The 14,015-nt window shown below is 61.0% G+C and carries 10 protein-coding genes; 8 read left to right on the forward strand and 2 right to left on the reverse strand.

Going from position 1 to position 14,015, the window contains the following annotated elements:
• Positions 1 to 48: 48 nt before the first annotated feature.
• From AACL53_RS14875 to AACL53_RS14900, 6 genes are all read left to right on the forward strand, one after another.
• A complete protein-coding gene (locus AACL53_RS14875) occupies positions 49 to 945 on the forward strand; it encodes an ABC transporter permease (RefSeq protein WP_339085307.1) in 897 nt (298 codons plus the stop codon).
• Positions 942 to 1,778, forward strand: a complete 837-nt coding sequence (locus AACL53_RS14880) for an ABC transporter permease (protein ID WP_339085308.1) — start codon at positions 942 to 944, stop codon at positions 1,776 to 1,778. The genes AACL53_RS14875 and AACL53_RS14880 overlap by 4 nt, the downstream gene beginning before the upstream one ends.
• 23 nt (positions 1,779 to 1,801) lie before the next feature.
• Positions 1,802 to 2,866: an ABC transporter substrate-binding protein gene (locus tag AACL53_RS14885; protein ID WP_339085309.1), complete on the forward strand. Its 1,065-nt coding sequence runs from the start codon at positions 1,802 to 1,804 to the stop codon at positions 2,864 to 2,866.
• 69 nt (positions 2,867 to 2,935) lie between these two features.
• Positions 2,936 to 3,562, forward strand: a complete 627-nt coding sequence (locus tag AACL53_RS14890) for a cupin domain-containing protein (protein ID WP_339085310.1) — start codon at positions 2,936 to 2,938, stop codon at positions 3,560 to 3,562.
• Positions 3,552 to 4,637 carry an ABC transporter ATP-binding protein gene (locus AACL53_RS14895; RefSeq protein ID WP_339085311.1) on the forward strand — a complete coding sequence of 362 codons (1,086 nt, stop codon included), beginning with the start codon at positions 3,552 to 3,554 and terminating at the stop codon, positions 4,635 to 4,637. The genes AACL53_RS14890 and AACL53_RS14895 overlap by 11 nt, the downstream gene beginning before the upstream one ends.
• 105 nt (positions 4,638 to 4,742) lie before the next feature.
• The gene (locus AACL53_RS14900) at positions 4,743 to 4,955 is read left to right on the forward strand and encodes a hypothetical protein (RefSeq protein WP_339085312.1); all 213 of its coding nucleotides are present in this window, start codon (positions 4,743 to 4,745) and stop codon (positions 4,953 to 4,955) included.
• A 12-nt stretch (positions 4,956 to 4,967) separates the two neighbouring features.
• On the opposite strand, the gene AACL53_RS14905 is transcribed toward AACL53_RS14900, so the two are convergent.
• Positions 4,968 to 8,108: an efflux RND transporter permease subunit gene (locus AACL53_RS14905; protein WP_339085313.1), complete on the reverse strand. Its 3,141-nt coding sequence runs from the start codon at positions 8,106 to 8,108 to the stop codon at positions 4,968 to 4,970.
• 6 nt (positions 8,109 to 8,114) lie between these two features.
• Complete coding sequence (locus AACL53_RS14910; protein WP_339085314.1) at positions 8,115 to 9,098, reverse strand: hypothetical protein; 984 nt, start codon at positions 9,096 to 9,098, stop codon at positions 8,115 to 8,117.
• Between the two features lie 540 nt (positions 9,099 to 9,638).
• Between AACL53_RS14910 and AACL53_RS14915 the strand changes: the two genes are divergently transcribed.
• Both AACL53_RS14915 and AACL53_RS14920 read left to right on the forward strand, forming a co-directional pair.
• A complete protein-coding gene (locus AACL53_RS14915; protein WP_339085315.1) occupies positions 9,639 to 10,838 on the forward strand; it encodes an efflux RND transporter periplasmic adaptor subunit in 1,200 nt (399 codons plus the stop codon).
• Positions 10,835 to 13,990: an efflux RND transporter permease subunit gene (locus AACL53_RS14920; protein WP_339085316.1), complete on the forward strand. Its 3,156-nt coding sequence runs from the start codon at positions 10,835 to 10,837 to the stop codon at positions 13,988 to 13,990. The genes AACL53_RS14915 and AACL53_RS14920 overlap by 4 nt, the downstream gene beginning before the upstream one ends.
• Positions 13,991 to 14,015 lie beyond the last annotated feature (25 nt).

A 14,015-nucleotide genomic window follows, 5' to 3' on the forward strand; every position in this document is an offset into this window, starting at 1 on the left:
ATTTCTCAAATGTGAAAAACTATCGGGTGAATTCAGGAATACGCGTACATGTCCGTATCCGCCGAACCAGCCCTTGCGCTACCGGCCGCTTCCGAGCGGCAGCCCCGGCTTTTCGGGATCGGCATGACGGCACCGGGCGCGCTCGCAACATCGGTGCTGGTGCTTTTCGCTCTTGGCGTTGTCCTGTTTCTCGGCTTCCGCACGAATGACGGCTCGCTGCTCGGCGGCGCCTTCACACTCGACAATTTCAAAGCTGCACTGGCAGACCCGCTCTACGCGACGGTGATATTGCGTTCGCTGGCGATTGCCGGGCTCGTCACGCTCGCGACCGTCGTGACGGCCTATCCGGTCGCCTACTATTTAGCGTTTCACGCCGGCAAGCATCGCGGGCTCCTGCTCTTCATCGTGACGCTGCCGTTTTGGACGAGCTATCTTTTGCGCGTTTTCGCGTGGAAGGTCGTGCTGGCGTTCAACGGTGTCCTGAACTCGGCGCTCATGACGGCCGGCATAACGTCGGAGCCCATCCTCGCATTCCTCAACACACCGGCGGCTGTTGTGATCACACTCGCGCACGCTTATGCGGCGTTCGCCATCCTGCCGATCTATGTCGCGCTTGAGAATGTGCCCCGATCCCTAATCGAAGCGGCCGAAGATCTCGGCGCGCGTCCGGCATCGATATTCCGTAGGATCATCTTGCCGATTTCGATGCCCGGCGTCATGGCCGCGGCGCTCGTCGTATTCGTACCGACGGTCGGCGACTACGTAACGCCGGCACTCGTCGGCGGGCCAAACAGCACGATGATCGGTTCGATGATCCAGGCGCAGTTCGGAAAGGCCAACGACTGGCCGTTCGGCGCCGCGCTCTCGGTCATCGTCATGCTCGTGATCCTGGCGGTCGTCATTGGCGCGCGCCTCGCCGACAGGCGTTTTGGGAGCAGAACGTGAAACCAGCAGGCACCGCTAAAGCGCCTTGGCTCACGGTCTACGTCGTCGCGTACGTTCTGTTTCTATATCTGCCAATCGCGATCATTCCGCTCTTCTCCTTCAACAATTCGATCCAAGCCGCTTTTCCGCTGAGCGGGTTCACGCTGGAATGGTATCGAAGCCTTCTCGGCAATGACAATCTGCATCGTGCCTTCCAGACGAGTTTGATCGTCGGCGTTTCTGCGGCGTTCCTCGCGACATCGATCGGCGTCACGGTCGGCTACATGGAAGTCGCCGGGGGGACCCGCACATCGAGCCTGATATCGGCGCTCTGCCGTCTGCCGATATTGATCCCGGGCGTCATCGTCGGGATTGCGCTTCTGATACTGGTCAATCTCGCGGGCCTTGGGCCGTCGCGGATCGCCATCGTGCTCGGTCATACGCTCGTTGCGCTGCCGACGGCCGTTGTCATCATGCGGGGCAGATTTGCGTCGCTGCCCAGAAGTTTCAGCGAAGTCGCGATGGATCTCGGCGCGCATGAATGGACGACGTTCCGTCGTATCGTTCTGCCGCTCGCGGCGCCCGCCATCACCTCATCGTTCATGCTGTCGTTTTTGACGTCGTTCGACGAATTCATCGTTGCGTTTTTTCTATCGGGCGCGGAGCCGACGTTGCCGCTCTACGTCTGGGGGCAGCTCCGCTTCCCGAAAGCGCTTCCGAGCGTCATGGCGCTCGGCACATTCATTTTGCTTGCGTCAATCGTGATCGCAACTGTCGCCGAAATCATTCGGCGGCGCGGCGCGGCGAGCGACGAACTTCCCGTCACTACACCGAGACCTCTGCCGATTTCTTGAGCGCGAACAGGGAGTATAAAGTCATGGACGGTTCGACGACACGCACAATGCTTCGCAGGGCCGCCGGCCTTGCGACGATCATCGCCTCACTCGCAACGCCCGCACTCGCCGCCGACAAGCTGACGTACTTCACGTGGTCCGGTTACGAATTGCCGGACTTCAACAAGAGCTTCCTCGGGGCTCATCCCGATGGCGTCGAAGCTTCCGTCTTCAGCGATGACGACGAAGCCTTCACCAAGGTCAAGGCGGGCTTCCATCCCGACCTCGCGCATCCCTGCTACGACAAGATCGCGCGATGGAACAAGGAGGGCCTGCTGCAGCCGATCGATACGAAGCGCATCAAGAACTGGGATACGATTTTCCCGGTGTTCAAGAACCTGGCCGACATTCAGGCGGGCGACGGCAAGGTCTGGATGGTTCCGTGGGATTGGGGAAACACCTCCATTCTCTATCGCACCGATCTCGTGAAAGATCCGGCACCTTCTTGGAACCTCCTCTGGGACAAGCAATACAGCGGTCGCATCGCAACGATCGATGCCGTGCATGATACGCCTGTCGTTGCGGCCCTTCTTGCCGGCGTCAGCCCGTTCGACATGTCGGCTGCGGAACTCGAGAAGGTCGCGGCTAAACTCCGCGAGCAGCGGCCGCTTCTTCGCGCCTACACGACGGATATGACATCCGTCGAGCAGTCGCTGGCGAGTGGCGAGCTCGTTGCCGCGATGACGTGGAACGCTTCTGCCACGACGCTCAAGAAGCAAGGCGTCAAGGTCGAATTCATGAAGCCGAAGGAAGGCATGCTGACCTGGAGCTGCGGGTTCGTGATGCTGAAGGACGCCAAGAACGTCGATCTTGCCTACGACTTCATCAACAGCCGACTCGAAGCCGCGTCAGGCAAAGAGCTGATCACGCAGTATGGCTACGGCAGCGCATCGAGCGCGGCGTTTGCTCTCGTTCCGAAAGAGGAACTCGACCGGCTGCAGCTTCCGGCCGAACCGGACGAGGTTTTGAAGAGCACGGTTTTCACCGGACCGATGAAGCAGAACGACGATCTTGCTAAAATGTTCGAGAAGGTGAAGGCCGGCGGCTAACCAACAGGCGAGCCGGGTTCGAGCATCCGCAGTCCAAAACTCTGAAACTTTCGAAGGAAAGGAAGCAACGTGGTTCGGACGAAAACGAGTGAAGGGCGCGCGGAAGTCTTGGAGCAAGTGCCACCAGAGGCCGATGTCCGTCTCGGGCGCCGCATCCGCGCGGCGCGTCTCGAGCGGAAGCTGGGTCTCTCAGACGTTGCGCAGCGCGCCGGCATTTCTGTCGGCGCGCTCAGTCAAATAGAACGGGGCATATCTTCGTTGCGCGTGCGCGTGCTATGGCCGCTTGCAGCGGCTCTCGGCGTCGAGCCGCACAGCCTGCTTGCGGAAAGCCAGGACGACGGCGGCGATCTCTATGTTGTCAGGTCGGCGCATCGGAAGGACATACCCGTTCGATCGGAAGGCATTCACAAGGAGCTTCTTTCGCCACCGGGTTCGGTGCTGACGGGGCTTCTCGTCTCCGTCGATCCCGACTGCGGAACCGGACATTCCTACAGCCACGCCGGCCACGAATTCGGCATAGTGAGGAAAGGCCAATTCGAATTGACCATCGACAGCGTCGTTTATCTGCTCAAGGCCGGCGATAGTTTTGCTTTCAAGAGCACGCTTGAGCACTCGTTCCGCAATCGCGGCAAGGAGCGGTGCGAGATCGTGTGGATCAATACTGCGAAGCCGAATGAGATCGCCAATGGTGCGTGATCCGCTCCTGCGCCTCGATGCGGTTTCAAAAATTTTCGACGGCGGTACGGTCGGTCTCCACGACGTCGATCTCGATATCGGGCACGGCGAGTTCGTCAGCCTTCTCGGCCCGTCGGGTTGCGGGAAGACGACGAGCTTGCGGCTGATGGCCGGCTTCGAGCAACCGACAAGCGGGCGCGTGCTTCTCGATGGGCAGGACATCACAGCGCTCCGCCCCTATGACCGGCCGCTCAACACGGTGTTTCAGGATTACGCGCTTTTCCCGCACATGGATGTCGCGGAGAACGTCGGGTTCGGCTTGACGCTCCGCAAAGTTTCGGGCGCAGAGATCAGCCGGAAAGTCAAAGAGGCGCTCGATCTCGTCGGGCTTGGCGACAAAATCCACGCGCGCGTTTCCATGCTGTCGGGCGGTCAACGCCAGCGCGTCGCCCTGGCGCGCGCGCTCGTCTGTTCGCCGCGCGTGCTTCTGCTCGACGAGCCTCTTTCGGCTCTCGACGCGAATTTACGCGAGCAGATGCAGATTGAACTGAAGCGTCTCCAGGCGCGCCTCGGCACGACCTTCGTCATGGTTACGCACGATCAGACCGAAGCGCTTTCGATTTCCGATCGCATCGTCGTGATGAACCGCGGGAAAATCGAGCAGATCGCGTCGCCCGCGGAACTCTACGACGCGCCGGCGACACGCTTCGTCGCTCATTTCATCGGAACGATGAACCTCATCGAGGGCAAGGCTCTGGAGACGACGGGAGAATTCCATCGCGTGGCGGCGGGACCGATGACGCTCGAAGTTCCGGCGGATGGGGCGTCGGCGCCAGCGCCCGGCGCGCCGGTTCTCGTTTGCATTCGCCCGGAGGAGTTATCCGTCGTTGCGTCTCCCTCGGATGACGCCGTCGCTGCGCAAATCATGTCCACGGTGTTCTATGGGCCGATGTTGCGGCTGTTCGTGGAAATAGGCGGCGGCCAGAAATTGATGATCGATACGCCACGGCGCCCGGCAGCGGCGACGATCGAAACCGGCGCGTTCGTCCACGTCCGCCCCAACCGCGGAAGCGGACGGATCTTAAACGGGGAATGAATTGGAACTTTTGGGCCACACTTCGGCCGCCTCGCGAGCGATGCCCGGAACTATTCGGCGTAGTTGGGCGTCTTGCTTGGCGATTGATAGAGAGCGGGCGCCGACATGCCGTTTCCACGTGGGGTTATAGACAGCGAACATCTCAACATCATGCAGCAGGCGATGGACCTCGCTTGTGGTGAACTCGCCGTCGAAGAGACCGACACGGCCAGTCGCGAGCGCATCGCCTTTCTGGTCACGGGCTTCATGAGGGCGGGCGAACATGACCCCAAAAAGCTGACGATCTACGTGGTCGATCAGTTCAAGCTCCCGATCTGAACCGCCGATAGTTCATTCGGCCGCCGTGGCTTTGGCGGCGGGCTCCAATTTCGGGTCGGTTGTTTGTGACTTCGGCGCAGCTCCGGAAATTCGAAGCAGGCGGCCGAGCCGAATAAGTGCTTCCGGCAAAACACCGAGATTGAGAAGCGTCGCCGTCGTCAGGCCTCCGAGCACGGTGATCGCCATCGGGGCTTCGATTTCGTGTCCCGGCCGGCCAAGGCCCAAAGCCAGAGGCACAAGCCCGAGCGCCGCCATCAGCGCCGTCATGAAGACCGGCGCCATACGTTCGGACGCCGCGATGCGGATCGTTTCGGGGCTCCACCCCTTCCCTTCCGCGTCCGCCACATGCTCGACGTGCGCGAGCATCATGACGGAGTTGCGCGCGCCGATGCCGAACACCGTGATCAGGCCCACGAGGCTTCCGAGCGTCATTCCGATGCCGCTCACGACAATGGCCGCGATGCTGCCGATCAGACAGAAGGGCAAATTGATCAGCACCAACACCGCGAGCCCCCGGCGACGAAACGCCATCGTCAACGCCGCGATGATGAGCGCGGTACTCATGGCGGTTAGACCGGCGAGGCGGATTTGACCCTCGCGTTCCGCCTCGGCCTGTCCCGCGAATGCCACGTAAACATCCTTGGGCAAATGAAGCGCTTCGACGCGCTGACGCGCTTCGGCGACGATCTCGCGGAGCGAATAGCCCTTCGCGCCGTTGAAGGTCACGGCGACGCGACGTTGACCGCCGTCGTGCTGAATGTTCGACCGGCCTTCGGTGATCTCTATCGTTGCGACGTTCTTCAGCGGCGTTCTGGTCGTGGCGTTGCCGACCATCAGCTTGTTGAGTTCGCTAATGCGGTTGCGGTCATCCGGCGACAGAATGACGAAGACATCCACAGTGCGCGCGCCATCGTACGTCTGGCCGACGGTCGTTCCGGCGAATGCGGTCTGAATCGTATCGAGAGCGTCCCGCGCGGAAAGGCCGTAGCTTGAGAGCGCGGCCGGATCGAGCTTGACCGACAACGTCGGCACCATCGCGCTTCTCGGCATTCTGAGATCGGTGACGCCTGGAACATCCGCGACGGCTTTCTGGATTTCGGCGGCCGCGCTTTCGAGCGATGCGAGATCGGTTCCGAGGGAGCTAATGACGACTTGAGCCGTTTCGCCGCTCAGGCTTTCGCTGATGCGATCGCCAAGGAACGTCAATGTCTCGCTTCTGACCTCCGGGAAGCCGCGCAGCGTGGCGCGAATGATGCTCTGGGCTTCTTCCTCGCTTTTATCGTGCACCGGCTTCAGCTCGATGTGAAATTCGCTCTTGTCGACGCTCCAGGTATCTTCGCCCGCTTCGGCGCGGCCGATCTGATGGCCCACGGTGTCGACGAACGGCAGCTTCAGAAGTGCCGCCGTCACGCGCTCGCCGACAGCCACGACGTCATCCGTCGACGTTCCGGGAGACGCCATCGACATCTGCAGGACGAAATGGCCTTCGCGGAACTGAGGAATGAGCTCGCTGTGGAGAAAGGGAACGGCCGCCGCGGCCGCCAGCGCGCTCGCCGTCAGCAGCAGAACCGTCGTACCCCAAGCCTGTTGGACGCGCGCCAAGACCCACCGCTGAGCGGCTTTGAGACTTTTCAGGAGCGGCGATTCTTTCGTGTCCTCGCTCTTCGTCAGCAGCAGCGCGCACAATGCGGGCGTGACGGTCAGCGCGACGAGCATCGAGGCGAGCACCGCGATCACGAACGTCAACGCCATCGGCCCGATGAAGCGGCCCTGCACGCCGCCCGCAAAGAGCACGGGGAAGAATGCAAAGATCACCGCGAGCGTGCCGTAAAGCATGGAGCCGCGAATTTCGATGGACGCATCCTCGATGATACTCAGCCGGTCGGCGCCAGGTCCCGCGAGGCGCAATCGTCTCGCGATATTCTCGATATCGATGATTGCGTCATCGACAAGGACGCCGAGCGCGAGCGCGAAGCCGCCGAGCGTCATAGTGTTCAACGACTGGCCGAATTCGCTCAGCACGACCACAGCGGCGAGGAGCGACAACGGGATTGCGAGAAACGAGATCAGCGACGCGCGTACACTTCTCAGGAAGGCGTAGAGCACGAACAAAATCAAGGCCGATCCAAGTGTCAGAGCGGTCTCGAGATTTTTCAATGCGCGAACGACGAACGATGCCGGGCGGTGCAACGCCGGATATATCGTTACGCCGCGCCGCTCGAGTGCGGGCGTGAGTTCGGCAAGTGCTGCCTCGGTCGCGTTGGTGGCTTCGAGCGTATTGGCCCCGAACTGTCCGGAAACCGTGATCAAGACACCGGATTGCCCCATGATCGTCGCATCGCCGATCTTTGCAGCCGGGCCGATCGTCACCGTCGCGACATCGGCAAGGCGGACCGGCCGGTTGTTCTGCATCGTGACGACGGCTTGGGATATTGCGCGCGGGTCGGGCGCCGGAGGCGGCGTTTCGATGGTGATCCGTTGAGCCGTCGTTTCCACAATGCCGCCACCGCGAAGCGCAATCGCGGCGCTGGCTGCATCCATGACATCGGTTACGGTCAGGCCGAGCGCGGCGATCCGCTCGAGGTCCGGCTGAATCTGGACTTGTCTGATCGCGCCGCCGTACACGGTAACGCGCGCAATTCCCGGCACGGCAAGCAGGCGCGGCTTCACGGTCCAATCGGCGATATCGCGTAGCGTGTAGGGATCAACCTGATCGGAGACGAGGCCGAGCTTCAGCACGTCCATCGTGCTCGACGTCAACGGCGTCAGCTTCGGCGGCCCTATGCCCGCCGGCAATTTGCCATTGAGCGTCGTCAGACGTTCAGCGATGCCTTGTCTCGCGGCGGTGGCGTCGGCACCTTCTTCAAATGTGACGAGCACGACCGACAGGCCGTAGATGGATTCCGATCGAACCGTATCTATGCCTGGACCGCCGACGATCGCCGCCTCGATCGGGCGGGTGACGATCTGCTCGACCTGCTCAGGCGCGAGGCCGGGCGTCTCGGTCTGGATCGTGACTTGCGGCGGAACGAACTCGGGGAAAACGTCGAGCGGCGCCCGTAGCGCGAGAACGCTTCCGGCGATGAACCAGACGACGGACAGCAGTGCGACGAAGCCACGATAGCGGATCGACCAGCGGATGAGCGCGTTCATGCCGGCTTAGTCCGGATCATTAGTTGGTGCGGAATGGCCTTGCGCCACGGACGACGCAGCTGGCTTTGCCGTCCCTGCCGTTGCAGGTGCTTGAGGCGGGGCGTCATCATCGTCGTCGAAGCTTCCGGGCGCCGCTTCCCGTGCGAGCAGAACGGACGCGCCTTTCACCACGACGCGCGCGCCGGGATCGAAGCCGCTTTTTACGAAAAAGCCATCGTCAACCGGCGCTTCCAACGACACGAGCTTGCGTTCGTATTTGCGCGGTTCCGTTTCGACATAGCACCAGGATTTGCCGCCAAAGACGACCAGAGCCGCGCTCGGAATGACGACGCCGGTCAGTCTCTCCGGACTATCGGCGATGACACGCGCCCGATCACCGGCGCGAAGCCCAGGGCCCGCGTTGATCAAGCCGAAGAAAGACACTCCAGGCATCGCGAGATTTCCCGAGGGCGCGGCCCACAGGACATCGACCTTGGTTTCCGAGCCACCGCGAAGGGGAACGACACGAACATTCCGGGGCACTTCTGCCGCCATGTCGGAGAAGTCGAGACGAAGCACAGCGCGCGAGCCGTTTGCGATATCGGCCATCAATGTCTGGCGGGCGTCGGCGTTCAGAAACGGGGCCTTATCGCCCCAGGATTGTTGAAGGCGCGTCAGCAACAGCTTCAGCTGGGACGCGTCGATACCTTCCTGACGGACGGCGTTTTCGAGAGTCTGCCTCGACAGCATGGTCGACGCTTTGAAGCGCTCGAGCTGTCCGCGGCTGAAGTTGGCCGCAACCGTTGCAGAGCGGATGTCGGCATCGAGTTGTAGGAGCGCATCAGGATTGAGGACCATCCCAATACCCTCGAGCTTCACAGGTTCGTTCGACGCGGCGAGGACGATCGTGTGCACGGGAGGGGGAACAACGTCGGGGACGTTGTTTCGCTCTTCGGCCTCTTCGGAATGCGGTGCGTTGCAGCCGGCAAGAAAGGCGACGCTGCCTACCATTAGTAATGTTCTTATTATTGCGGGGACCTGCAAGCTCGCCTCCGTCGCGCCGGAATTAATTCCCTCAAAGATCAGGAAAAAATCCGCACGCTTTTCGGGAGACAATGCTCCAAAGATCCAGCTCAGACTAGCGGTTTTTGTGAGGGCGTGGCTTCCGGCGAAACCAATAGCGCTTTGCTCCGGCCCAAAGTCGCCGATCGACGGGGGTGATCATGGAGATTGATCAGCAATGGGACCGGCGCCCCAACGATACACGCGATCGTCCAAGGGTAATGTCGAAGCGGCCAAAGACCAGGCAGGTAGATATTCTGACAAGCCGAGAAGTCGCCCAGCGCTTACTCATGCTGCACAGCATCATTTTAATCGAAAACCTGCAGCTCTCGTAGTTGTACAGCAATCTACATTTACAATGATCAGGGATCTGTACGGGTTGAGCAAATTCACCTAACGTTATCGTACCGCCTTTATCCAATTTCTTTTAACATTGTGGGTTTCACTATGGGTGACGAATCCGTACTGCGATCGTCCGGGCGCAGATGCATGACACAAGCCATCTCGCGTTCGCCGGGCTCCGGCCGCGGATGGCGCGCGACCGTTGCGTGCTTCGTTGCTTCAACGCTCGCGCTGTCAGCGTGCGGCGATAAAAATACGTTCGTTCCGCCGCCTCCCCCGAAGATAGATGTGGCGCTGCCATTGAAGGAATCGGTGACGCGCTACCTGACCACTACCGGCAGCACCGCGGCGGTCAACAGCACGACACTGGTTGCCCGCGTTCAAGGGTTCATCCAAGCGATCAAGTATCAGGACGGCGACTTCGTAAAGACCGGCCAGGTGCTGTTCGTCATCGAGCAACAGCCCTATCAGCTTGCACTTCAGCAGGCCGAGGCGGGGCTTGCGAGTGCGACCGCAACCACTACGCAGACGACGGCCGATTACAATCGCCAGCTGGATCTCGCCGCCAAGAATATCGCCAGCCAAGCCACGCTCGACACGGCGACTGCAAATAAAGCCGCGGCAGTCGCGAAGCAGCAGCAATCGCAGGTCGATATCGATCAGGCGAAGCTCAATCTCAGCTACACGGAAGTTCGTGCACCCTTCGACGGCATCGTGACGTCTCGTGAAGTCTCGTTGGGGCAGCTCGTCGGCGCGGGCAGCCCGACGACACTCGCGACCATCGTTCAACTCGAGCCCATTTACGTCAATTTTTCCATCAGCGAAGTCGACGTTCAGGAGATCCGCTCCGAGATGAAGGCGCGGGGCATAACCAACGAGGAACTCAAGAAAATCCCCGTTGAAGTCGGCCTGCAGAGCGAGAAGGGCTATCCACATATCGGCACGCTCGACTATGTCGCGCCAAGCATCACGGCCGCGACGGGAACGCTCGCTGTCCGTGGCGTGCTGCCGAACAAGGATCGCTCGCTGCTTCCCGGCTATTTCGTTCGCGTTCGCGTTCCGCGGGCCAAACAGCCGGACTCGCTTCTCATTCCGGACCGCGTGATCGGCAGCGATCAGAGCGGCCGCTACGTGCTCATCGTCAACAAAGACGACGTCATCGAACAGCGCAAAGTCGAACTCGGGCAGCAGGTCGGCGATCTGCGCGTTATCGAGAAGGGCATCACTCCGGACGATCGCGTCGTCATATCCGGGTTGATGACGGCCGTGCCTGGCCAAAAGATCGAGCCTGAGCTGAAGACTATCGCTAAGCCCGAAGCTGAGCGACAAGCGGATGGCGCCCCATGATCTCGAAATTCTTCATCGAGCGTCCGGTTCTCGCGAACGTCATCGCGGTTCTGTTCGTCGTGATCGGGCTCGTTTCATTAATTCGGCTCCCTGTTTCCCAATACCCGGACGTCGTTCCGCCGACGGTGCAGGTGACGACGCGCTATCCGGGCGCAAGCGCGCGTACGGTGATCGATACTGTTGCCTTGCCGATCGAGCAGCAGGTGAACGGTGTGGAGCGGATGCTCTACATGCAGTCCTATGCGGCGTCGGACGGCAGCTACTCGCTGACCGTTACGTTCGACATCGGCACCGATCTCAACGCGGCGCAAGTTCTCGTGCAGAACCGTGTTTCGGCTGCGATGGCGTCGCTGCCGCAATCGGTCCAAGTGCAAGGCGTCGTCGTTCAGAAAAAGTCGACGGCGATTTTGCAGATCGTCACGCTGACCTCGCCCGACAATAAATTTGATAGTCTTTATCTCAGCAACTACGCGACCATCCGGCTGAAGGACGAAATCGCGCGGTTGCCGGGTGTCGGCAACGTCAACGTATTCGGGGCCGGTCAATACGCGATGCGTATTTGGCTCGATCCGGAAAAGATGCAAGCGCGCGGGCTCAATGCCCAGGATGTGATCCAGGCGCTGCAACAGCAGAGCCAGCAGGTGACGGCCGGACAGATCGGCGCGCCGCCCGTCGCCGGCGCGCAGACGTTTCAATACACGGTCGACGTTGTCGGGCGCTTCGAAGATGCGGAGCAGTTCGCGAATGTCGTCGTCAAAACCGGTACGGCCGGAGATTTGACCCGGTTGCGCGATGTCGGCCGGGTCGAACTCGGCGCCCAGACCTACGCGCAGATTTTCAACCTCAATGGAAAGCAGGCCGCCGGCCTCGCGATTTTCCAGACACCGGGCGCAAACGCCCTCGACGTCGCCACCGAAGTCGCGACGAAGATGAAGGCGCTCGCGAAAGAATTTCCGGAAGGCATGGCGTACTCCATTCCTTTCGACACCACGGTTTTCGTGCAGCAGGCGGTATCGGAGGTTTACAAGACCCTGATCGAAGCCGGTTTTCTGGTGCTGATCGTCATCCTCGCGTTCCTGCAGGATTGGCGCGCGATGCTGGTTCCGGCCACTACGGTGCCGGTGACGATCATCGGCGCCTTCGCCGCCATGGCGGCATTGGGCTTTTCGGTCAATCTCTCGACGTTGTTCGCGATCGTTCTCGCTATCGGCATCGTCGTCGACGATGCGATCGTCGTCGTCGAAGGCGCCGCTCACAACATCGAGAAAGGCATGTCCGGCCACGACGCCGCGATTGCCGCCATGAATGCTTTGATGGGTCCGATCATCGGCATAACACTGGTGCTGATGGCGGTGTTTTTGCCATCCGCCTTTCTGCCCGGTCTGACAGGGCAGATGTACGCGCAGTTCGCTCTCGTCATCGCCGCGACAGCCTTGATCAGCGCCATCAACGCTGCGACGCTGAAGCCGACCCAATGCGCACTTTGGCTTCGGCGTCCCGTGCCGCCCGAAAACCGCAACTTCTTCTACCGCGGCTTCAACGCCGTCTATCAGCGCATGGAGGACCGCTACGCCGGCTTGATCGGCGGCATGGCTCGCCACAGCGGATTGATGTCTCTCATCGCGCTGGCGATCATCGGTGGCGCCATATACGGAATGTCTCGCGTCCCGACCGGCTTCCTGCCGATCGAGGACCAAGGATACATGATCGCTGCCGTGCAGCTTCCCGATGGTGCGGCGCTCGGGCGAACGCAGAAGTCTCTCGAGCAGGTCGAACAGCTCGCCAACGCGGTTCCGGGCGTCGAGCGCGTCATTACCATTGCGGGCATATCGGCTCTCGACAACAGCGCGTCGCTTGCAAATGCCGGCGTCGCCTACATCATGCTGAAGGATTGGGATGCGCGCGGTCCGGGCCAGAACTTGGCGTCTCTCTATAAAACTCTCAACGAGAAGCTGGCAGTCATACAGGACGGGCACGTTCTGGTCGTGCCGCCGCCGCCGATCCAAGGCATCGGCAATGCGGGCGGCTTTACGATGCAGATCGAATTGCGCGACAGCAGCTTCGATTTGGCCAAGCTCGAGAGCTCGGTCAACGCCATGGTGAAAGCCGCCAGCACTCAGTCGAGCATTGCGCGTGCTTCGACCACCTTCCGCGCCACCGCGCCCCAATACCGAATTACGATCGACCGCGAAAAGGTTCAGACACTTCTGCTGACGACCGACCAAGTGTTCTCGACGCTTGCGAGCTATCTCGGCTCGAGCTACGTCGACCAATTCAACAAGTTCGGCCGCGTCTTCCAGATCTACGTGCAGGGCGACGCTGCATTCCGGATGTCACCCGACGACATTCTTGCTCTCAGGGTGCGCAATCAGAACGGCGACATGATCCCGCTCGGAACCGTCCTGACGATCACGCCCCACATCGGGGCCTCACTCATCAGCCTTTACAATCTCTATCCGTCGGCCGCTATCGTCGGCGTGCCGGCCAAGGGCTTTTCATCCGGGCAGACCATCAAGCTCATGGAAGAAATTGCCGCGAAAACGCTGCCGCCCGGCGTCGGCTATTCGTGGACGGCGCTGTCCTATCAAGAGAAGCTCGTGGGCGGCCAAATCTATTACGTGTTCGCGCTGGCGATGCTTCTCGTCTACCTGGTGCTCGCCGGTCAGTACGAGAGCTGGTACGCGCCGTTGTCGGTTCTCCTCGCGGTTCCGTTGTCGCTTCTCGGCCCCGTGCTGGTGCTGACGTCGGTCGGCGTCGACAATAACCTCTATGTCCAGATCGGGCTCGTGCTTCTGATCGCCCTTTCGGCGAAGAACGCCATTCTGATCGTGGAGGTCGCGCGCGAATTGCGGGCCGAGGGCAAGCCGATTTTCGATTCCGCGTTGGAGGCGGCGCGGGCCCGGTTCCGGCCGATCCTGATGACGTCGTTCGCGTTTATCCTGGGCGTTGCGCCGCTGGTGTTTGCGACTGGCGCCGGGGCGTCCGCGCGCAAATCGATCGGCGTCACCGTTTTCAGCGGCATGCTCGCTTCGACGTGTCTCGCGGTGCTGTTCGTTCCCTCATTCTTCGTCGTCATTCAGCGCTTCGAAGAATGGCGCCGATCCCGGAAGAAGCCGGCGGAGCCGGCCATGATCTCGCCGGGCAGCAAATAAACGTCGCTGACGGCAGGCCGCATTA

The sequence above is a fragment of the Hyphomicrobium sp. ghe19 genome, assembly GCF_902712875.1.
Classification (GTDB): Bacteria; Pseudomonadota; Alphaproteobacteria; order Rhizobiales; family Hyphomicrobiaceae; genus Hyphomicrobium_B.

Coding starts and splice junctions, on each gene's coding strand:
- AACL53_RS14875 (WP_339085307.1), top strand. CDS start 49: ATGTCCGTATCCGCCGAACCAGCCCTTGCGCTACCGGCCGCTTCCGAG.
- AACL53_RS14885 (WP_339085309.1), top strand. CDS start 1,802: ATGGACGGTTCGACGACACGCACAATGCTTCGCAGGGCCGCCGGCCTT.
- AACL53_RS14895 (WP_339085311.1), top strand. CDS start 3,552: ATGGTGCGTGATCCGCTCCTGCGCCTCGATGCGGTTTCAAAAATTTTC.
- AACL53_RS14900 (WP_339085312.1), top strand. CDS start 4,743: ATGCCGTTTCCACGTGGGGTTATAGACAGCGAACATCTCAACATCATG.
- AACL53_RS14905 (WP_339085313.1), bottom strand. CDS start 8,108: ATGAACGCGCTCATCCGCTGGTCGATCCGCTATCGTGGCTTCGTCGCA.
- AACL53_RS14910 (WP_339085314.1), bottom strand. CDS start 9,098: ATGGTAGGCAGCGTCGCCTTTCTTGCCGGCTGCAACGCACCGCATTCC.
- AACL53_RS14915 (WP_339085315.1), top strand. CDS start 9,639: ATGACACAAGCCATCTCGCGTTCGCCGGGCTCCGGCCGCGGATGGCGC.
- AACL53_RS14920 (WP_339085316.1), top strand. CDS start 10,835: ATGATCTCGAAATTCTTCATCGAGCGTCCGGTTCTCGCGAACGTCATC.